This window comes from Burkholderia sp. LS-044, assembly GCF_004803625.1.
GTDB lineage: Bacteria > Pseudomonadota > Gammaproteobacteria > Burkholderiales > Burkholderiaceae > Burkholderia > Burkholderia cepacia.
Genome location: NZ_SSWO01000005.1, coordinates 95,853 through 115,294, shown reverse-complemented (window position 1 = coordinate 115,294; position 19,442 = coordinate 95,853). Strand labels below are relative to the sequence as shown.

Sequence of the window (19,442 nt, the reverse complement as noted above, 5' to 3'; positions counted from 1 at the left end):
CAAAATGCTTTCCATCCATGTCGCATGCGCGATTCGATGCCGGGACAGTCGAAATTTGCATAGCGTTTGTGAACGGAATTACGGCTGCATACGTTCGCGGTTGACGGTGCCGCGCGCCATGTCCGGCGCGCAGCGGCCTCGATGCGCGGCGTGATGGCGCGTCGCACGGCCGCAGGCGCCGACGGGCCCGGATCGCGGTACGGTCCGAACGAGATCACGCAAGCACACGAGGATGCAGTCATGGCATCGATTCCCGAACCCGCGCCGACCGGCGACACCAGCAAACGGAACTGGCTCGAATCCCACGAGGCCGGCTATCACAAGACCCTCGGCAATCGACAGGTGCAGATGATCGCGATCGGCGGCGCCATCGGTACCGGCCTGTTCCTCGGCGCGGGCGCGCGCCTGCAGGCTGCCGGGCCGTCGCTCGCGATCGTTTATCTGGTATGCGGCGTGTTTTCCTTCCTGATCCTGCGCGCGCTCGGCGAGCTCGTGATGCATCGCCCGAGCAGCGGCAGCTTCGTGTCGTATGCGCGCGAATTCCTGGGCGAGAAAGCGTCGTTCGTCGCCGGATGGATGTATTTCCTGAACTGGGCGATGACCGGCATCGTCGACATCACCGCGGTCGCGCTCTACATGCATTACTGGGCACCGTTTTCGGGCGTGCCGCAGTGGATCTTCGCGCTCGCCGCACTGTGCATCGTCGCGACGATGAACCTGATCGGCGTGAAGTGGTTCGCCGAGATGGAATTCTGGTTTGCGTTGATCAAGGTCGCCGCGATCGTGCTGTTTCTCGTGATCGGCAGCGTGATCCTCGGCACCGGCGGGCACGTCGCTGGCCATGACACGGGCATGCACCTGATCACCGACAACGGCGGGTTCTTCCCGCACGGGCTGATGCCGGCGCTGGTGCTGGTGCAGGGCGTGGTGTTCGCGTTCGCGGGCGTCGAACTGGTCGGCACCGCCGCCGGCGAATGCAAGGACGCGCGCAAGGTGCTGCCGCGCGCGATCAACAACGTGATCTGGCGCATCGCGATCTTCTACGTCGCGTCGGTCGTCCTGCTGGTCTGCCTGCTGCCGTGGAGCGCGTACAAGGCGGGCCAGAGCCCGTTCGTCACGTTTTTCGGCGCGCTCGGCGTGCCCGGCATCGGCTCGGTGATGAACCTGGTGGTCTTGACCGCGGCACTGTCGAGTCTCAACTCGGGACTGTATTCGACCGGGCGCGTGCTGCGTTCGCTCGCAATGGGCGGCTCGGCCCCGGCGTTCCTCGGCAGGATGAGCGGGCAATCCGTGCCGTACGCGGGCATTCTCGTGACGGTCGCGATCTACGTGGTCGGCGTGCTGCTCAACTACCTGGTGCCGTCGAGCGTGTTCGAGATCGTGCTGAACATCGCGTCGCTCGGCATCATCAGCACGTGGGCATTCATCGTCGTGTGCCAGATGAAGTTCCGCGCGGCGGTCGCGCGCGGCGAGGTGGACGACGTGTCGTTCAGGATGCCCGGCGCGCCCGTGACGTCATGGCTGACGCTGCTGTTCCTGCTCGGCGTGCTGGTCCTGATGGCATTCGACTATCCGAACGGCACGTGGACGATCGCGTCGATCCCGCTCGTCGCGCTGCTGCTCGTGGCCGGCTGGAAGTGGCTGAGCGGCCGCGCGCACCGCGCGTCGCTCAAGCCGACGATTCCGTCGGTCGCGCTCACGCAGAACGTGCTCGAGAAGGACGGCGACTGACGGGATGCGCGACGAGGCGCGGCCGCCGGCCCGGTTGCGGCGCGCCCGCTCACATTTGCTTGCAGCCGGTATGCCCGGATCCGGTTCTGCGGCGCATGGTCGGTTGCGGCGCGTGCGCCTCGATACGTTCGATGCGCTTGCCGGCCGGTCGGGCGACAGGCCGGGGGCGCGGCCGTGATGCGCGCGACGGTTTCTACGTGAAGCCGACCGTCGTCGTACCGAAGTCGTTGCAGCCGAGCGTGTGCCGCAACGAAAGCTTCGGGCCGGCCACGCGGGTTGCGCGGCCGGCCGCCGCGCGTGTCAGAACCGCGTACTGAATCCGACCCGCGCGATCGACTGCAGTGCGCCGCTCGACGCACCGTTCGCGTCCATCACGCCGTTGATCTGCGCGTTGCTGCCGTGGTTCGCGCGCTGATGCACGCCCGCCACGTACACCATCGTGCGCTTCGACAGCCAGTACTGGACGGCCGCCAGGAACTGGTGCGCGTGCGCATTGTCGAGCGTGTCGTTGCCTTTCATGTAGGTGTAGCTCGCGCCGACCACCCACGCAGGCGACGGATGCCACGACGCGCCGGCTTCTGCCGCCCACGCGCCCGCGCCGTTCGCCGAGTTCCGTACGGTCGTCACGAGCGCCTTCCCCGTGACCGTGCCGAGTGTGTAGTGCACCCCTGCGCCCCAGTTGCGCACGCTGGTCGGCGGGAGCCCCGCCGACGCGCCGTATTTCTGGTTCGTATAGGCCGCGCCCGCGCCGAACGGGCCGTTGTCGTAGCTCGCGCCGACGCTGACCGTGTTGTTCGCACCGACCGACCCCGCGACGTTCCCGAAACCGTACAGCGCGCCGAAGGTCAGGCCCGACAGCGACGGGCTCGTGTACTTGACGGAATTCGCGACGCGATTGCTGCCCGCGACGCGATCCCAGTCGAACGCGCCGGTGGGGTTGTTCGGCAAGGCGAGCTTGTCGAACGGCCCGTTGCGAAAGCCGTACAGGCCGACGAGATCCTGCGCGATCTCGTTGCCGCCGGCGGCGAGCGCATCGACCATGAACTCGTACTGGTTGCCGAGCGTGAGCTTGCCGTAACGGTCGTTCTCCAGCCCGACGTAGGCCTGCCGCGCGAACAGCCCGCCGCCGATGATCGAGCCGTTGCCGAGCGAATACTGGTTCACGAGCCGGAAGATCGCGCGCGTGCCCGCGCCGAGATCCTCCTTGCCTTCGAAACCGAGCAGGTTCGGAAAGAAGATGTTGTCGTCGAACTTCGCGTTGCCGTGGCCGCCTTCGTTGCTGACGTAGCTGATGCCGGCATCCATCAGCCCGAACATCGTCACGCTGCTCTGCGCGAACGACACGGCGGGAAGGGCGCATGCCGCGAGCGCCAGAAGGGTCTTTTTCGTCATCTCCAATGTGCTCCTCACATGTTTCCGGTCAGGCCGGATATTTTTAATTGGACTACTGATTGATATGAAAAAACCCGAGCCGGGCGATTGCCGGTTCGGTGGCAACCGGAGCGAACCGGTGTGCGGCCGGTATCGGCTGGAACCGCGTGCCCGCCGATGCCGGCCGATGCCTGTCGAGCGCGCGCTAGACCGTCGAATACCCGCCGTCGACCGGCACGACCGCACCTGTCACGAACGACGCGGCGGGCGAGCACAGGAACAGGATCACGTCCGCGACTTCGTTGGCCGTGCCCCAGCGCCCGAGCGGCGTGCGTTCGAGGATGCGTCGTGACGCCTGCGCGTCGGCCATCAGGCCGCTGCTGAGCGGCGTGTCGATCCAGCCGGGCGCGACCGCGTTCACGCGGATGCCGCGATCGGCCCACGCCTGCGCGAGCGAGCGCGTGAGCTGTGCGATGCCGCCCTTGCTCGCGCTGTACGCGGGGCGGTCCTTGCTGCCGAAGTACGTGTACATCGATGCGACGTTGACGATGCTGCCGCCTTGTACGGACAGCGCCGGCAACGCGGCGTCGGAGGCGCGCATCACCGACGTCAGGTTCACGTTCAGCACGAGTTCGAACTGGTCCATCCGGTATTCGTCCGCGTGCCGGCTGATGCCGACGCCGTTGACGAGCACGTCGAGCCGCGGCAATGCGGCGATCGTGCGCGTCAGTGCGTCGCTGTCGGTCACGTCCAGTTCCATGCACCGGACGCGCGGATGCACCGGCGCGTGCGGGCCGGTAGCGTCGAGCCCGAGCGCAACGACGGATGCGCCGGCTTCCGCGAAACGCCACGCCGTGCTTGCGCCGATGCCCGATGTGCCGCCGGTTACCGCGACGGTCCTTCCTTCAAATAACCACTGGCGACTCATGTTCGACACTCTCGACGGCGTGGGTGGAGCGCGCATGCCGCTGCGCGGGGGAAACCAGGATCTTGATCTGCGTGCGATCGGCGAGCAGCGCGTCGAAGCCGTCGGCGACGGCGTCCTCCAGCGACACGGTGCGCGTGACGATCGACGTGAGATCGAGCGCGCCCGATGCGACGATGCGCAGCAGGTCCTCGTACGCATGCCGGTAGCCGACGCTCGCCGTGAAGGTCAGCTCGTCGTTGACCGCGCGGAACGCGTCGAAGCCCGCCTGCGGCATCAGGCCGACCATCACGACGCGGCCGCCCTTGCGCAGCGCCTGCATCGCCGCCTCGAACGTGGCCGGCAAGCCGGCCGCCTCGAAGCTCGCGTCGACGCCGAGCCCGCCCGATGCCTCGTGGATCGCATCGCGCAGCACGGCCGCGTCGAGCGTGCGCGCATTGAACGTGTGCGTCGCGCCGAAGCGGGCGGCGGCCGCGAGGCGCTCGGTCGACACGTCGACCGCGACGAGGGTCGTCGCACCCTGCAGCTTCGCGAGCTGGATCAGCAGCAGGCCGATCGGCCCGAGCCCGAATACCGCGCACGTGTCGCCGAGCCGGAGCTCGGCGCGGCGCAGCGCGTGCAGCGCGACGGCCGCGGGTTCCATCACGGCGGCCTGCTCGAGACTCACGCCGTCGGGCAGCCGGTGCAGCATGTAGGCGGGCACGACCGCGAAGTCGGCCATCCCGCCGTCGCCCATCAGCCCGGCGAAGCCCATCGACACGCACAGGTTGTACGACCCCGAGCGGCAGTACGCGCACTGGTGGCAGCGATATTCGGGCTCGACGGCGACACAATCGCCCGGATTCAGCGTCGTCACGCCTTCGCCGACTTCGACGACGGTGCCGCAGAATTCGTGGCCGAGCGTCAGCGGCGCGGTACGGCGCGACAGCGGATGCGGCGTGTCGACCGGAATCGCATGTGGGCCGTCCGCGTATTCGTGCAGGTCGCTGCCGCAGATGCCGCAATACGCGACCGCGATGCGCACCTCGCCCGGCCCGGGGCGCGGCGTATCGATTTCCACGAGACGGACGTCGCGCGGGCCATGCCATTGAAGTGCACGCATGTCAGCGTCCTCCGAGGTTCTGTGTATCGAGACGGTTCGCGGCCGTGCCGGCGAGCGCGCGCTTGCGCAGCACGGCGGGCGCGGTTTCGACGAGGCCGAACGACAGCACGCACGCGAGGATCGCGCCGGTAGCCGACGTCCACATCGCGAACTGCAGGCCGTACTTGTCCGCGGCGAAGCCGGCGACGGTCGGCGCGACGAAGCCGCCGATCAGCTCGCCGGCGCCCATGATCAGCCCGAGCGCGCTGGCGATCGCGCGCGGCGGCACCGTTTCCGCCGGGATCGTCGCCATGAACAGCGTGAAACAGCCGAGGCCCGTGTAGGTCGCGAGCACGAGCGCGCAGAGCGCCCACAGCGAATTCGCGTGAATCATCGCGACGGGGCACGCGGCGGCGACCAGCGCGAACACGATCATCGTCGGCTTGCGGCCGATCCGGTCGGAGATCGCGGGCACCGCGAAACCCCAGAACACCCACGCGGCGCCGAGGCAGGTCATCACGACGCCCATGTCGGCAGGGGACAGGTGGCGGCTGTCGACGAGGAACACCGGCGCGAACGAGATGATCACGATGAACCACGTGAGGAAGAAGCAGCTGATCAGCACGCAAAGCAGGATGTTGCGTTCCTTCAGCAGCGCCCAGCGGCTGATCGCCGCGCCGCCCGCGGCCGGTGCGCCGACGGTGTCGGCCTGTGCATGCCGTGCGCCGCCGGGCGGCACCTCGCGCACCCAGCGCCAGATGCAGAACGCGATCAGGAAGCCGGGAATGCACGATACGAAGAACGCGTGGCGCCAGCCGTGCGCGGTCGCGATGCCGATCACGACCGGCGGGCCGATCATCGCGCCGAGCAGGCCGGCGGCGGAGCCTTGCAGCAGGCCCATGTTCAGCCCGCGGCGGCTCGGCGTCGAACTCTCGACCATCAGCGACTGCGAGAGCGGCAGCACCGGGCCTTCGGCGATGCCCATCAGCGCGCGGAACGCGATCAGGCTCGCGAAACCGCCGACGAGCCCCGACAGCGCCGAGCACACGGAAAAGCCGATCACGGCGGCGATCAGCAGCGGCTTGCGGGTGCCGCGCGCGTCGGACCACGCGCCGGTCGCGGCGCCCGACAGCGCCCACGTGAGCGCGAGCGCGGACGACACCATGCCGAGCTGCGCATTCGTCAGGTGCAGCTCGGCGGACATGAACGGGAACAGGAACGACAGCGCGAGGCGGTCGAAGAACACGAAGCCGAACGTCATGAACAGGATCAGCAGCAGCCTGTTCTCGTACGTCCAGGCGGGCCTGGAGGAGGAAGGGGATGTCATGGTGAGCCTCGCCGCGCGTCAGCGGAACAGCTTCTCGATCGCTTGCGCGCCGAGGCCGACCTTCTCGTAGTGCGCCTTGCACATCGCGATGTACGAGTGCACGTCGAAGTAGCCGTCGGGCTGGCCTTCGTCGTCGAGCCAGATCAGCGGCCCCTTGACGATGAAGAACGCGCGCATCGGCTCGGGGTGATCGAATGCGACGAGCGTGTGGCCTTCGCCCGGCGTCTCGTAGACGAAATCGCCGCGCGTCGCGGTCCATTCGTGCTCCAGGTAACCCCACTTGCCCGACAGCGTGTAAGCGAACACCTCGTGCGGGTGATAGTGCCGGTTCACGAGCCCGGCTTCCTTCGCCATCAGGATGTCGCACCATTTGTTCTGCGACGGCGAGATCCACAGCGGCCGCGACGAAACCGTTTCGGTGAACGGAACGTAATAGCGCTCGTCGTCGGTGGCCGCGTTCGCGATGTAGGCTTCCGGAAGCGCATCGGGCTTGAACGGATTGGCAATCGGCGGGATGTTTTGCCAGAATTCGGCTACGGCTTGGTCGACCACGGTTCGTCTCCTTGTGTTTGGATGTCGTGGCCTCGACTTTAGCCAGCAGGTGCGCGCCGCTCTTGACTGGGCTGGACGAATTGCTTGATCGGGCCGGACATCGCACCGCACGACGTTTAAACGATCCATCCCCCAATTTCGCAATGCATGGCGCTCCGCACGACGGGCGCCAGCAGGAGGCGACGTGACGAATTCGACCGTTTTTTCACGCACGCGAGGCTCGACGGCCGACGTGCCGGTGCGCGACCGGATGGCGTACTGGGACGCGTTCAATGCAGAGACGCTGGTCGGCCTGCGCTGCTCGTCGCTGTCGCCGGCCGGGCTCGAGGTCGAGAAGACCGACATCGCGCTGCCGGGCCTCGGCATCGCCGACATCAGCGGCCAGGATCACGTGATCGAACGCAGCCCCGCGCTGGTGCGCCAGTTGCCGAAGGAGTCGTTGTTCGCGTGCCAGATCCTGAGCGGGCGTGCGTATTTCATCCAGCACGACCGGTGCCTGCTCGCGGAAGCCGGCGATGTCGTCGTCTACGACACGCGTGTGCCTTATCTGTTCGGATTCCTGACACCGATGCGGCAGTTGCTGATCGATATCCCGGTCACGACGCTCGACGACCGGCTCGATGCGGAACTGGCGGCGCTGCCGCTGCGGATCGCGCCGAAGCCGGGCGCGGGCGCGATGCTCGGCGCAACGTTGCGCGCGAGCGTCGAGCGGTTCATGAAGGACCCGGTCGAGCGCGATGCCGCGCGATTCGCCGAGCACACGCGCACGCTGATCGCGGAACTCGTCGATGCGGAAGTGAACGGCGCGGGCGCGTCGCGCGCGTCGCTGTCGTACCTGCTGACCGCGAAGCAGTACGTCGCGACGCACCTGGGCGACCCGGAGCTCGGGCCGCAGGCGGTTGCCGACGCGGTCGGGCTGTCGCTGCGCCACCTGAGCCGGCTCTTTGCGGCCGAAGGCGAGTCGATCACGCAGCACATCTGGTCGGAGCGGCTGGCGCACGCGCATCGCGAGCTGACCGATGCGCGGCTGCGCAAGACGAGCATCGGCGAGATCGCGTTTCGCTGGGGTTTCTCGAGCCAGGCGCACTTCAGCCGGGCGATTCGCGAGCGCTACGGCGCGTCGCCGATGGCGTTGCGCGACGCGGCGCACGCGGCCGGCCGCTGATACCGGCAGCCGATACCGGCAGCCGATACGGATGGAGCGGCGGCGCGTGTCCCACGCGCCGTTTTTTCGTGCAGCGAACGACGGCGCAGATGCGCCGCGCCGCGTCGTGTCATTCCGCCAGCATGAATTCGGCGCAGCGCTCCGCGATCATGATCGTCGGCGCGTTCGTGTTGCCGGACACGATTCGCGGCATCACCGACGCATCGCAGATCCGCAGGCCGTCGACGCCCTGCACCGAAAGGCGCGGCGTCACGACCGCGTGTTCGTCGTTGCCCATGCGGCAGGTGCCGGCCGGGTGATAGACGGTTTTCGCGCGGCGCCGCACGTAGTCGGCGAGTGCCGTATCGGTCAGCGTCTCGGCTTCGCGCACGATGCGCGCGAGCGACGGCGCGCGGATGATCCGCCGCGCGAGCGCGACGCCGCGCACGAGACCGTCGACATCGGCCGGGTCGGACAGCGCGCCGCTGTCGAACAGGATCGGCGCGGCCGGATCGTTGCCGCGCAGTTGCACCGAGCCGCGCGAGCGCGGTCTGAGCAGGCACGGGTTGATCGACAGGCCGTGGCCGGGCAGCGGCTCGCGATCGACGTCGCCGACGAGCGTCGGCAGCACGTGGAACTGGATGTCCGGGCGGCCGCTGCCGGTCGTGTCGACGAACGCGCCGGATTCGACGACGTTCGACGTCAGCAGGCCCGTGCGGCACAGCATCCACTGCAGCCCGTGCCGCAATGCCTTCAGCCCGCGATCCTCGCCCAGCAGGCTCACGGGTGCGTGGCTGCGGCCGTAGATCGAGACTTCGAGATGATCCTGGTAATTCGCGCCGACGTCGCGGCTGTCGTGCAGCACGTCGATGCCGTGCGTGTGCAGGTGCGCGCCGGGCCCGATGCCCGACAGCATCAGCAGCTTCGGCGTGCTCAGCGCGCCGGCCGCGAGCACGACGTCGGCGCGCGCGGCGGCCGAACCCGTCGCGCCGCTTGCCGTCCGCCATTCGACGCCGGTCGCACGCCGGCCGTCGAACAGGATGCGCGTCACGCGGCAGCCGGTCAGCACGCGCAGGTTCGGATGCCGCAGCGCGTCGGCGAGATAGGTGGCCGCGGTACTGCCGCGCCGGCCGTCGAAGATCGTCGTGTGGTAGAACCCGACGCCCTGTTGCGCGGCGCCGTTGAAATCGTCGTTGTAGGCGATGCCGGTTTCCTGCGCGGCTTTCACGAACGCGAGGCTCAGCGGATGCCTGAAGCGCGTGTCGCCGACCTTCAGCGGCCCGTCGGTGCCGTGAAACGGCTCGGAGAGGCGCAGGTGCGATTCGGCGCGCCTGAACACGGGCAGCACGTCGTCCCAGCCCCAGCCCGTGCAGCCGAGCGCGGCCCAGTCGTCGTAGTCGTCGCGCGTGCCGCGCACGTACAGCATCGCGTTGACCGAACTGCCGCCCCCGAGCGTGCGGCCCTGCGGCACGTAGGTCCTGCGTCCCGCCGCACCGGCTTGCGGCTCGCTCTCGAACGTGACCGTGCGGCGCGTGCCGAGTACGCGGATGAACGTCGCCGGTATCCGGATGAACAGGCTGTCGTCCTTCGGGCCGTCCTCGAGCAGCAGCACGCGCCTGCCGGCCTTCACCAGCCGGTGCGCGACCGTGCAGCCGGCCGAGCCGCCGCCGACGACGATATGGTCGTACGTCTCCATCCCGCTTCTTCTCCTTGCTGTCGGGCGGCGAAACGAGTGCCGCCGCGCAGGAAGCCAGCTTAGCGGCCGCCATGCGGCCCCGTTTGACCGGGACGGACGGGGTGTTTGCCTCGCAGGGACGCGGCGGCGGGTGGACGGTGGCGGGCTACCGCGCGTCGGCCGGCGCCGGCGCCGACGCGCGGGACTCGCTCGGCGTCTCGCCGAAGCGCGCGCGATAGCTGCGGCTGAAGTGCGCGCTGTTGTTGAAGCCCCAGCGGAACGCGATTTCGCTGACCGTCAGGTGCTTCAGCGACCGGTCGCGCAAGTCGGCGCGGCAGCGTTCGAGCCGCCGCGCAAGGATGTAGCGCGTGAGCGGCGTTCCTTCGATCTCGAAGACGCGCGCGAGCTGGCGCGGCGACAGGTTGATCGCGCGGCTCACCGACTGGCTGTCGAGATCGTCGTCGGCGAGATGGCTGTCGATGAACGCTTTTGCGCGCGACAGCGTGTGGACGGTCGACTTGGTCGGCGACGCGTCGCCGTCGCGCAGCCGCAGCATCGACTGCACGAGATCGAGGATCGCGGCGGCGCGCCGTTCGCGCGCACCGGGCGTCGGCTCCTGCGGCGCGGCGAGCAGCGCATATACCTGCCGCACGGCCCACGATGCGACGCCGTCGTCACGGTCGATCTTGACGAGGCTGCGGTAGCGCCACGGGCCGACGCGCGCCTCGAACACGTCGCGCGGCACGTCGAGCACGGTCATCGCCATGTCGGCGGGAAAACCGTGGCCGTACGGCATCGACGTGTCGTAGAGCACGAGGTCGCCGGGCCCGTGCTGCATGCAGTCGACGTCCTGGAACGTATAGCCTTGCCCTGCGTGCATCAGGCAGATGAACACGGCATCGCGCTGGTCCGCATGGATGTTGTGCGGCGTGCGCACGACCGCGTGCCGGTTCGCGACGATGTCGCAGGCGCCGAACAGCCCGAGATCGCGCTTGCGCAGCGTCGCGTCGATGCCTTCGGACGACTTGCCGCTGCATTCGATCCGCACGAGCGTGCGCGCGACATGGTCGACCCAGAAGTCGACGCGTTCGTGGCCGCGCACGGCGCGCGTCGAGATCGTGGCGATCTCCGTGCTGGTGTCCGGCATGACGTTCTCCCGATGACCGCCTGAGCGGCGCAGTCTCGGGTACGTCGGAGCGCGTGGTCAATCCGTGAAAGACCCGGGACACGCCTGTGACGCCCTTGCAGAGGGGCATGGCGGGCGCAGGCGCGATCGATGTCCGGCCGAGTCAAGGGAAGCGGCCGTGTGAGTCAAGACACGTGTGCGATTTCGGGTTAGGTCGTGCCGGGTTACTTCGACGGAGACGACGGCAGCCCGAGCGACACGTCCTGCTCGTAGCCCATCTTGCCGCCGCGGTACTCGACACTGACGTAGCCGGCCCGCCGCGCGTCGGCGACGTTCGCGTAGATCGACGTCATCACCATTCCGGCGTCGCAGTCGAGCGCGATCGCGCGGTCGATGCGGCCCGTCGCGATGTTCACGGCCCGCAGCGACTGCATCGCGAGGCCGCACTTGTCGGACAGCGCATAGACGCCGACCAGCATGTGCGTCTTCGTGCGATACCACATCGGAATATCGACGGTGCCGTCGAGCCGGATGTGATCCTGATCGTTGTCGTTCAGTCGCCCGACTTCATTCAGCGTGACGGGTAATGTCTTGCGGCCGTCGTCCCAGGTGCCGGTTGCCGTTTGACCGGCGACGTTCAGCGCGATCGGGCAGGGCTTCGGCCGCGACGGCGATGCGGCGGGCACGACCGGCGAGTCGGCGTTCGATGCCGGCGGCGATGCTTCGCACAGCGTCATGCGGCCATCGGGCTCACGGCGGCCCTGCAACGGGATCGGCTTGCGATGCGCATCGTAGTAGTAGCTGCCGTCGACGCGCCAGCGGCCCGCGTCGTTGCGGTTGATTGCGTCGTAGGTCTGCAGCGACACGTGGACCGGCGCGGTGCCGATCGTGCCGGTGTAGTTGACGACTTCGTACCAGCCTGCATAAGACGCGGCCGGCGCGCAGGCGAACGGCACGGCGAGCATGGCGGCGAACGGGCAGGCGTAGCGGGCGCGACGGGTGTTCCGGGGCATGGGCGTTTTTTGTGCGTGGTGTGGGGCCGGGCGTCACGGATATCGGTCCGGCCGTGTCGAGCCGTGCGGCGGGCCGCCCGTGCGCCGCCATTGTATCCATCCGCCCCACCCGAATGCGCTGCCTCCGCGCAGGCGGTGACAAGGGCGCGCACGCGACACGCGCCGGTCGCGGAACCGCGCAGGCCGCGCGATCCGGTCGACCGGCCCGCTGCCGACGACCTCAGGCCGCGCTGGCCTCGTCGATCCGGCGGATGTCGTCCTGATCGAGCGTGACGCGGATCGCGTCGCCGAGCGATTCCAGCTGCGCCAGCGACGTCGCGCTTGCGATCGGTGCGGTGATTGTCGGCCGCGCGATCTGCCAGGCGAGCGCGATCGCGGCCGGCTGCGTGCCGTGTTTCGCGGCTACCGCATCGAGTGCCGCGAGGATGCGCAGCCCGCGTTCATTCAGGTAGCCGGCGACGCGGTCGCCGCGCACGCTCTTCTTCAGGTCGGCCTCGCTGCGGTACTTGCCCGACAGGAAGCCGCTCGCGAGCGCGTAGTAATTGACGACGCCGAGCTTCAGGTCGCGCACGACCGGTTCGAGATCGCGTTCGTAGTTCGCACGATCGAACAGGTTGTATTCGGGCTGGATGACCTGGTACGCGGGCAGGCCGTCGCGCTGGCTGATGTCGGCGGCTTCGCGCAGCCGCGCGCCGCTGTAGTTCGATGCGCCGATGATCCGCACCTTGCCCGCTTCGATCAGCGTTTGATACGCGCCGAGCGTTTCCTCGAGCGGGGCTGTATCGGCGAGATCGCTGTGCGAGAAATACAGGTCGATGTAGTCGGTCTGCAGGCGGCGCAGCGAATCGTCGGCGGCTTTCAGGATGTTGTCTTTCGTCAGCCCCGCGCGCGCGGCCAGCAGGCCGACCTTGGTCGAGATCACGACCTGTTCGCGCTTGCCGGAGCGCTTGAGCCACTTGCCGATGATCGTTTCCGATTCGCCGCCGCTGTTGCCGGGGGCCCAGGCCGAGTAGACATCGGCCGTGTCGATGAAGTTGATGCCGGTGTCGGCGAGCGCGTCGAGCAGCGCAAACGACGTGTTCTCGTCGACGGTCCAGCCGAAGACGTTGCCGCCGAACGCGAGCGGCGAAACCTGGATGTTCGATGTGCCGAGGGGGCGGTGTGCCATGTTTCTCTCCGGGTGCTGCGGGATCAGGGGATTGGACTGCGGGAGATGAAGCCGGTCGCGTTGAGACGGCGAAGCGCAGCACGAGGTTCCTCCTGCAGCACGCAAACCGACGTGTTCGGAGGCCGTGTGTCGGGATGCCGGATCAAGCGGCATCATCATGGATGCGCCATCCGTTCGAGCGTCGCCCGGTACGCCGCAAGATATTGTATTTGTTACCGATTTCTTGCGAGAGGCGAAGAAATTACCGGGTCGTGTCAGCGTTGTCGCTGGTCGCGCTCTACGATATCCTTTCATCCCAAAAATAGGGAGGCAGCGCGCCGCTGCCATTCGAACGAAAGATCATTCTGAGGCGGTCATGGCTGACCTTGCAGCATTTATTCGCCCTCCGTTTTTCCTGCAAGACAAGCGCTTGCTCACGCTGTCTTTCCCCCACGACGACGCGCCTTCGGTCACCGACTCGTACGGCCGGCATCGTCCGGCGCGGCTGGTTGTCGAGCGGCTCGTCGCGCACGAGGGGCTCGGGATCGACTTCACGTTCGAACTGACGCTGCTGTCCGGCGAGGCCGGCGTCACGCTGGACGACATGCTGGGCAAGCTGCTCGCGGTGTCGATGGTGCGCCCCGATGGCGGCCTGCGTTATTTCACCGGTTACTGCACCGAGTTTTCGCTGGTCCGCAACGACGATTCGATTGCGGAATATCGCGCGGTGCTGCGCCCGTGGAGCCATTTCCTGCGGACCCGCGTGAACAACCGCCTGTTCCTCGGCCAATCGCTTCAGCAGCAGATCGGCACGCTGCTCGCCGATTACCAGGGGCTCGCGCCGTCGTGGGAGTGGCGCGTGCGCGGCGACGATCCCGCGCGCACGATGAACGTCCAGGGCGGTGGGCTCGGCGAAAGCGACTGGAACTACATCGTCCGCCATCTGGAAGCCGTCGGGTGCCTGTACTGGTGGGAGCACGACGAGAAAGGCCTGAAGCTGATCGTCGGCGACGACAGCACGGTGCAGTGCCCGGCCGTCGACGGTCGCTCGCCCGTGATCCGTTTCCAGACGCACGACGGTCCGATGGCCGCCGACGCCATTTCGCAATGGTCCTCGGTGCGGTTGCTGTCCGCCGGCAGTTACAGCGCGACCGCGTTCGATTTCAAGGCGCCGCATGCGGCCAATGCGCAGATTCCGACGCTGCATCCGCCGGGCGTCGCGCCGCAGGTCGAGCATCACGAATACGTGGGGCACTACGGTTTCGCGAAACAGACGCGCGCCGGCGATGCGCTCGCACGCGTGCGGATGGAGGAGATCGAGGCGGCCGCGACGCGTTTCGACGCGGCCGGCAACCATCACGGCATCCTGCCCGGACGCTGGTTCCAGCTGTCCGATCACTTCAGCGCGGCGTCGGGCAGCCCGCAGGATCACGAGTACCTGATTCTCGAAGCCCGTCACGAAGCAGCGAACAACTACCTGCAGGCGGACGGCAAGCCCGAGTATCGCAACCGCTTCGTCGCGGGCCATCGGCATACGCCCTGGCGCCCGGGCCGTGGCTTCAACAGCGAGCCTGTGCGCGTGCTGGCGCCGCAAACCGCGACCGTCGCGGGCGCGAAGGGCGCCGGCAGCATTGACGTCGACGAATACGGTCGGGTCTGCATCGTCTACCACTGGGATCGTGCGGCGCAGACCAGCGCACGGATTCGCGTGGCTGCCGGCTGGGCCGGCGGCGAGAAGGGCATGATCGCGCATCCCCGCGTGGGCAGCGAGGTGGTCGTGATGTGCCTCGACGGCAATCCCGACCGGCCGATCGTGGCGGGTACCACATACAACGCGGAACGGATGCCGCCATGGGCGCTGCCCGACCAGCAGGTGTTGACGGGGCTGCGCAGCCGCGAGCTGTCGGGCGACGCCGGTAACGCGGCGGGCGGCCGCTCGAACCACGTGCTGCTCGACGACACGCCGCAGCAGCTCCAGTTGAAGCTGCGCAGCGATACCGACGCCAGCGAACTGACCCTGGGACACAACGTCCGCATCGACAATACGCAGGGGCGCACCGATCAGCGCGCGCGCGGGTTCGAGTTGCGGACCGACGCGCACGGTGCGGTTCGGGCGGCCAAGGGCCTGTTGGTGACCAGCGAAGCGCGCTACGACGCGCGCGCCCATGCGACGGACATCGACGAAACCGTCGCGCGCCTCGACAGGGCGCACGACCTGCACGAATCGTTGTCGGGTTCCGCGCACGACGTGAAGGCGCAGGAGTCCGGCGACCAGGATGCCGTCCATCAGGCGCTTCGCACGCAGAACGACGGCCTGAGAGGCACCGGCGGCAATCCTCAGCAAGGCGAGTTTCCGGAGTTCGCGCAGCCGTTTCTCGCACTCGCCAGCCCGGCCGGGATCCTGGCCACGACGACGGGGTCGACCCATGTCGCGAGCGACCAGCACGTCGCGTTGACGAGCGGCGCCCATACGAGCATCGGCGCGGGCAAGAGCATGCTGGTCAGCGCGCAGGAGGCCGTGCGCGTCGCCGCGTTCGAAAAAGGCATCCGGCTCGTGGCCGCCGCCGCCGACATCGACATCCAGGCGCTGAAGGACAGCATCAACGTGCTGGCCAAGCTGGACGTGAAGGTCGATGCGAACCGCATCACCATCACCGCGAAGGAAGAAGTCCTGATCAACGGCGGCACCAGCTATACGCGCTGGAACGGCAGCGGCATCGTGCACGGGACCAAGGGCGAATTCACCGCGCATGCCGCGTCGCATACATTCATGGGGCCGGACAGCCTGCCGGTGCCCGCGCGCGCGTTCCCGGGCACGGCGTGCGCGCCGTGCATGGTCAACGCGGCATCGATGGCGTCGCCGTTCGCGGCCAAGGCGTGAGGCAGGGCAGCGCATGACGAATGACCTGATTGCCGCGCAGGCGGCCGACGCGTTGCAGGCGGCGCTGTCGTCGCAGGACGGGCTGCGCGCTTACGTCCTGATCGATGGCGCATTGCTCGATACCTTGCCGGACGATGACAAGGCGTCGTGGCCCGCGTTCGTCGCGGCCTCGCTGCTCGACGACGCCGCCGACGACGAGGCGAGAATCGTCGGGCCGCTGCTGTTCGAATGGCAGCCCGGCGCCGACGGTGCCGATGCCGCGGACGCGATCGAGCCGCGCAGCATTCCGTGGCCGGCAGCGAGCGTGCTCGTGTCGCCGCTGTCGCTCGAGCGACTGGCCGCGCATCTGGCGCCGATGGTGGACGTCCAGCTCGAGCAGATGGAGAGCGTGATGCTGATGCGCTTCTTCGATCCGCGCGTGCTGCCGTTCTGGCTCGACATGCTGCCCGCCGCGCATCGCGCGTATCTGGCGCAGGGCGTGCGGCACTGGATTCACCGCGATACCTCGCTGCAGCTCCGGACGGCGGACATCGCCGCGCCCGCCAACGTCAGGCAGGCCGCCGAATTTCCGCTGCAGTTGACCCAGGCTCAGGAAGACGATCTGCTCGCCGCCTGCTATCCGTACACGATGCTCGAGCGGCTGCGTACCGAAAAGCCCGCGCTGCTCGCGTCGTTGCCGGCCGCACAGCACTACGGCTTCGTGCGCGATCAACTGGCGCGCTGCCGCGCGCACGGCGCCGACAGCGCGGCGTCGCTGCTGATCTATTGCGAACTGGCGTTGCGGTACGGCGCGCGCTTCGACGAGGATCCGGCGATGGCCGCCGTGTTCGACGCGGTGGCGCAGGGGCAGGCGTTTCCGGAGGCACTGGCGCTGGTGCCGGCGGAAGACTGGCGGCGCATGCAGGAAGCGGCCGCGTGATGGCGCGTGCGCGACGCGACTCGAATGAAATCGACTGGAAGAGAAGGAAGTTCAATATGAACCGCTGCTGGATCAGCTTGCTGTCCGTGATGGTCTTTTCCACGGCTGCGTGCAGCAAAACCACGGGCGATGCTGAAAAGGAAAGCCTGGCCCCCGGCGACGCGAGCAAGTGGAATGACCCGAATTACGACGTCATAACGGCGGGGTCTTTCAACTATACGGATTACGATATCTACGGCGTTTACCTCCTGCCGCCGGACAAGAACAGCCTCGACGATGCGGCGAGCGCCGATGGGAAGAGCGCGACGCCGCGGAGCGCGACACGCTGGACAGGCGGCGGCGGGCAAAGACCGAGCCTCGCATGGGATTTGCGATGGACCACGCCTCGCAAGTTCAAAGTGTGGTGGGAGCGCGTGGTCGACAAGCGCGCATTGGAAGCTTCGTCCCCCGATTACGACGAGTACACGCATCGAGAAACCCGACCCGGGATGGCATGGTGCGAAGGCGAGATCACGATCACGCGCCCGCCCGTGAAGGGCAAGAGCGGCGGTATCGTGTTGCACTTCTTCCCCGATGGCCGTGTGGAAGGTGATATGGACTTCCACGTCGATGGCCCAGTCCCGAAGGTGGCGCTTTCAATGCGCGACGAGCAGCGCAAGCTGACCGGTCGTGCCTGCCTGAAGGAAATTCCCAATCCGTTCTATGGGCGCAAGAAGCCGGCCCAATGGAACTGACGCTGGGCACATTGCCGAAACAGGAGCGAAACTGCCGTGAGCAATCCCCCCATTGTCAGACGCATCTCGGATCTCACCCCCGCCGAGGACGCCATCCGCAGTGCCCAGCGAGAAATTCTTGATCCGCTGCTGATCGAGCAATGCAAGGAGTGCCCGAAGCCCGTGTGGTTCACGGCATTCTTCGACGGAACGGGCAACAACTTCGACCTGGACGGCCGTGGTTTGAAGGATGTCAAGCTGACCAAGTACAGCAATATCGCGAAGCTCTGGCGGTTTGCGCATGCTGAAGACAACGCGTTCCCCCGGACTGTTGCACGCTATGTCGAAGGTGTCGGCACGCCGTGCGACAAAGTAGGAGATACCGGAAAAGGTCTCGACAACGCACTCGGTATGGCTGCCGCGAGAAAAGGCGAGTTGCGCATCCGATGGATGCTCAACGAACTCGACAGGCATGTCACCGGCCACATGCCCGCTGTGAGCCAGATCAACCTGGCCGTATTCGGTTTCTCGCGGGGCGCGACGGAAGCGCGTGCCTTCGTTCGCATGCTGACCGAGCAACTCGCCGAGAATATCGGCGGGAGGCTTTGGTGGAACAAGAAGAACATGAAGGGGCATCGCCCCGAAGTGGTCGTCTATTTCCTTGGAATTCTTGATACGGTTTCGTCAACGGGCTTCGGCGGCAGCCGTGTCGAGGCTGCGGGACCGGCCATCGCTACCATTTTTTTCGGACCGCTCGCCGGCGGTTACCTCTACTACATCGACAAAGGCGGTCACGCGGAATGGGCGAACGATATTCGCATTCCGGGCTACGTGCGGCAATGTGTTCACTATGTGGCGTCGCAGGAGGTGCGGGAAAAATTCCCCGGTGACTCGGTGCGGGAAGACCAGAAGATTCCCGCGAACTGCCGCGAGGTGTACTACCCTGGCATGCACTCGGACGTGGGCGGTGGTTACGAGCACAACTACCAGGAAGGTCGAACCAACGAGTTGGCCAACGTTGCGCTGAACAATCTCTATATCGAAGCATGGAAGGCCGGCGTCCCGTTTCGTTCACCAAAGGAACTGCTTGCGGACGCCGGGCAACAGTTCGAGATTTCCAAGGAGCTGGAGGCCGCATGGAATGTCTACATGGGTCAGGGGGGCGGCAAAAGTGCGGGCGTGGCGCCGAACAGCGACAGGCTCGAGGCGCAGGTCATTTGGCACATGAACCGCTATTATCAGTGGCGCGCCAGCAGAAGCCGACGCCTGAAGGACGGCCGTCTGAAGCCACCCGGTGGCGTGGACGATCATATGGTCATTACCGATCGCGAGTGGAATGAAGATACGGATCGCTTGCGTCACGCAAACGGCGGATACCTGACTGTCTCTGTTTCGGAACAGGAAAAAGCCATCGACGCGGCCGTCCGGGTTGCCGGCAACTGGCTGGGTAGCCTCGATCCAGCGACGCGCGCGGCGTTCGACAAGTTCTTCGACCACTATGTGCACGATTCGATTGCAGGTTTCAAGAAGCAGATGGAAGACGGCTACGTCGGCGCTGCGGAATTGAGCCGCTGGACGGTCAACCGCCAGTACTTCATGGGCAAGCGCGGCAAGAAGTTCCTGTACTGGCGCTACGAGGGCGACAAGGCCGAGCAGGCCGCCACGCAACTCGCCAAGGCCGATCCGGCCAAGCAGCAGGATCCGATGGCCGCCGACGAACCCCAACTGGCCAGCAACCAGCCCATCGGCGGCACGCTGCCCGACACGACATCGGCGGCCTGACGCCGATCGCGACCGGCTGACCTCACGTCGCGGCAGACCGCATCTGCCGCGACGC

Annotated in this window: 15 protein-coding genes; 6 read left to right on the top strand and 9 right to left on the bottom strand. The window is 67.2% G+C overall.

Features of this window, described 5'->3' with window-relative positions:
* The first annotated feature begins 240 nt into the window (after positions 1-240).
* The gene (gene ansP, locus E9536_RS14790; RefSeq protein ID WP_027790119.1) at positions 241-1,731 is read left to right on the top strand and encodes an L-asparagine permease; all 1,491 of its coding nucleotides are present in this window, start codon (positions 241-243) and stop codon (positions 1,729-1,731) included.
* 300 nt (positions 1,732-2,031) lie between these two features.
* Here ansP and E9536_RS14785 read toward each other — a convergent pair whose 3' ends face one another.
* The 5 genes from E9536_RS14785 to E9536_RS14765 all read right to left on the bottom strand — a co-directional run bounded on the left by E9536_RS14785 (position 2,032) and on the right by E9536_RS14765 (position 6,987).
* Positions 2,032-3,123: a porin gene (locus E9536_RS14785; RefSeq protein WP_136470081.1), complete on the bottom strand. Its 1,092-nt coding sequence runs from the start codon at positions 3,121-3,123 to the stop codon at positions 2,032-2,034.
* Between the two features lie 184 nt (positions 3,124-3,307).
* A complete protein-coding gene (locus E9536_RS14780; protein ID WP_060193137.1) occupies positions 3,308-4,030 on the bottom strand; it encodes an SDR family NAD(P)-dependent oxidoreductase in 723 nt (240 codons plus the stop codon).
* On the bottom strand, positions 4,008-5,129 hold the full coding sequence (locus E9536_RS14775) for a 2,3-butanediol dehydrogenase (RefSeq protein ID WP_124535764.1): 1,122 nt from the start codon (positions 5,127-5,129) through the stop codon (positions 4,008-4,010). Before E9536_RS14775 ends, E9536_RS14780 begins: the two co-directional genes overlap by 23 nt.
* 1 nt (position 5,130) lies before the next feature.
* Positions 5,131-6,435 (bottom strand): MFS transporter, encoded by a 1,305-nt coding sequence (locus tag E9536_RS14770; protein ID WP_027790114.1) that lies wholly within the window; start codon positions 6,433-6,435, stop codon positions 5,131-5,133.
* A gap of 18 nt (positions 6,436-6,453) precedes the next feature.
* Positions 6,454-6,987: a 2,4'-dihydroxyacetophenone dioxygenase family protein gene (locus E9536_RS14765; protein ID WP_021157568.1), complete on the bottom strand. Its 534-nt coding sequence runs from the start codon at positions 6,985-6,987 to the stop codon at positions 6,454-6,456.
* A 184-nt stretch (positions 6,988-7,171) separates the two neighbouring features.
* Here E9536_RS14765 and E9536_RS14760 point away from each other — a divergent pair, with 184 nt between their 5' ends.
* Positions 7,172-8,152 carry a helix-turn-helix domain-containing protein gene (locus tag E9536_RS14760; RefSeq protein WP_021157569.1) on the top strand — a complete coding sequence of 327 codons (981 nt, stop codon included), beginning with the start codon at positions 7,172-7,174 and terminating at the stop codon, positions 8,150-8,152.
* 109 nt (positions 8,153-8,261) lie between these two features.
* On the opposite strand, the gene E9536_RS14755 is transcribed toward E9536_RS14760, so the two are convergent.
* The 4 genes from E9536_RS14755 to E9536_RS14740 all read right to left on the bottom strand — a co-directional run bounded on the left by E9536_RS14755 (position 8,262) and on the right by E9536_RS14740 (position 13,113).
* The gene (locus E9536_RS14755; protein WP_060083154.1) at positions 8,262-9,827 is read right to left on the bottom strand and encodes a GMC family oxidoreductase N-terminal domain-containing protein; all 1,566 of its coding nucleotides are present in this window, start codon (positions 9,825-9,827) and stop codon (positions 8,262-8,264) included.
* Between the two features lie 145 nt (positions 9,828-9,972).
* Positions 9,973-10,953 carry a helix-turn-helix domain-containing protein gene (locus tag E9536_RS14750; RefSeq protein ID WP_027790110.1) on the bottom strand — a complete coding sequence of 327 codons (981 nt, stop codon included), beginning with the start codon at positions 10,951-10,953 and terminating at the stop codon, positions 9,973-9,975.
* A gap of 203 nt (positions 10,954-11,156) precedes the next feature.
* Positions 11,157-11,945, bottom strand: coding sequence for a hypothetical protein (locus E9536_RS14745; protein WP_211097463.1), 789 nt, complete (start codon positions 11,943-11,945; stop codon positions 11,157-11,159).
* A gap of 220 nt (positions 11,946-12,165) precedes the next feature.
* Positions 12,166-13,113, bottom strand: a complete 948-nt coding sequence (locus tag E9536_RS14740; protein ID WP_136470080.1) for an aldo/keto reductase — start codon at positions 13,111-13,113, stop codon at positions 12,166-12,168.
* Positions 13,114-13,522: 409 nt separating this feature from the next.
* Here E9536_RS14740 and E9536_RS14735 point away from each other — a divergent pair, with 409 nt between their 5' ends.
* Genes E9536_RS14735 through E9536_RS14720 form a run of 4 tightly spaced genes read left to right on the top strand, consistent with a single transcriptional unit; the run spans position 13,523 to position 19,387 of the window.
* A complete protein-coding gene (locus tag E9536_RS14735; protein ID WP_244105390.1) occupies positions 13,523-15,973 on the top strand; it encodes a type VI secretion system Vgr family protein in 2,451 nt (816 codons plus the stop codon).
* Between the two features lie 13 nt (positions 15,974-15,986).
* On the top strand, positions 15,987-16,892 hold the full coding sequence (locus E9536_RS14730; RefSeq protein ID WP_059699212.1) for a DUF4123 domain-containing protein: 906 nt from the start codon (positions 15,987-15,989) through the stop codon (positions 16,890-16,892).
* Positions 16,893-16,948: 56 nt separating this feature from the next.
* Positions 16,949-17,626 (top strand): DUF3304 domain-containing protein, encoded by a 678-nt coding sequence (locus E9536_RS14725; protein ID WP_027790106.1) that lies wholly within the window; start codon positions 16,949-16,951, stop codon positions 17,624-17,626.
* Between the two features lie 36 nt (positions 17,627-17,662).
* The gene (locus E9536_RS14720) at positions 17,663-19,387 is read left to right on the top strand and encodes a DUF2235 domain-containing protein (RefSeq protein ID WP_060193151.1); all 1,725 of its coding nucleotides are present in this window, start codon (positions 17,663-17,665) and stop codon (positions 19,385-19,387) included.
* Positions 19,388-19,442: the final 55 nt, after the last annotated feature.

Excerpts from the sequence above, each read along its gene's own strand:
- E9536_RS14725 (WP_027790106.1), top strand. The coding sequence starts at position 16,949 with ATGAACCGCTGCTGGATCAGCTTGCTGTCCGTGATGGTCTTTTCCACG.
- E9536_RS14770 (WP_027790114.1), bottom strand. The coding sequence starts at position 6,435 with ATGACATCCCCTTCCTCCTCCAGGCCCGCCTGGACGTACGAGAACAGG.
- E9536_RS14740 (WP_136470080.1), bottom strand. The coding sequence starts at position 13,113 with ATGGCACACCGCCCCCTCGGCACATCGAACATCCAGGTTTCGCCGCTC.
- ansP (WP_027790119.1), top strand. The coding sequence starts at position 241 with ATGGCATCGATTCCCGAACCCGCGCCGACCGGCGACACCAGCAAACGG.
- E9536_RS14775 (WP_124535764.1), bottom strand. The coding sequence starts at position 5,129 with ATGCGTGCACTTCAATGGCATGGCCCGCGCGACGTCCGTCTCGTGGAA.
- E9536_RS14780 (WP_060193137.1), bottom strand. The coding sequence starts at position 4,030 with ATGAGTCGCCAGTGGTTATTTGAAGGAAGGACCGTCGCGGTAACCGGC.
- E9536_RS14755 (WP_060083154.1), bottom strand. The coding sequence starts at position 9,827 with ATGGAGACGTACGACCATATCGTCGTCGGCGGCGGCTCGGCCGGCTGC.
- E9536_RS14730 (WP_059699212.1), top strand. The coding sequence starts at position 15,987 with ATGACGAATGACCTGATTGCCGCGCAGGCGGCCGACGCGTTGCAGGCG.
- E9536_RS14750 (WP_027790110.1), bottom strand. The coding sequence starts at position 10,953 with ATGCCGGACACCAGCACGGAGATCGCCACGATCTCGACGCGCGCCGTG.
- E9536_RS14785 (WP_136470081.1), bottom strand. The coding sequence starts at position 3,123 with ATGACGAAAAAGACCCTTCTGGCGCTCGCGGCATGCGCCCTTCCCGCC.
- E9536_RS14745 (WP_211097463.1), bottom strand. The coding sequence starts at position 11,945 with ATGCCCCGGAACACCCGTCGCGCCCGCTACGCCTGCCCGTTCGCCGCC.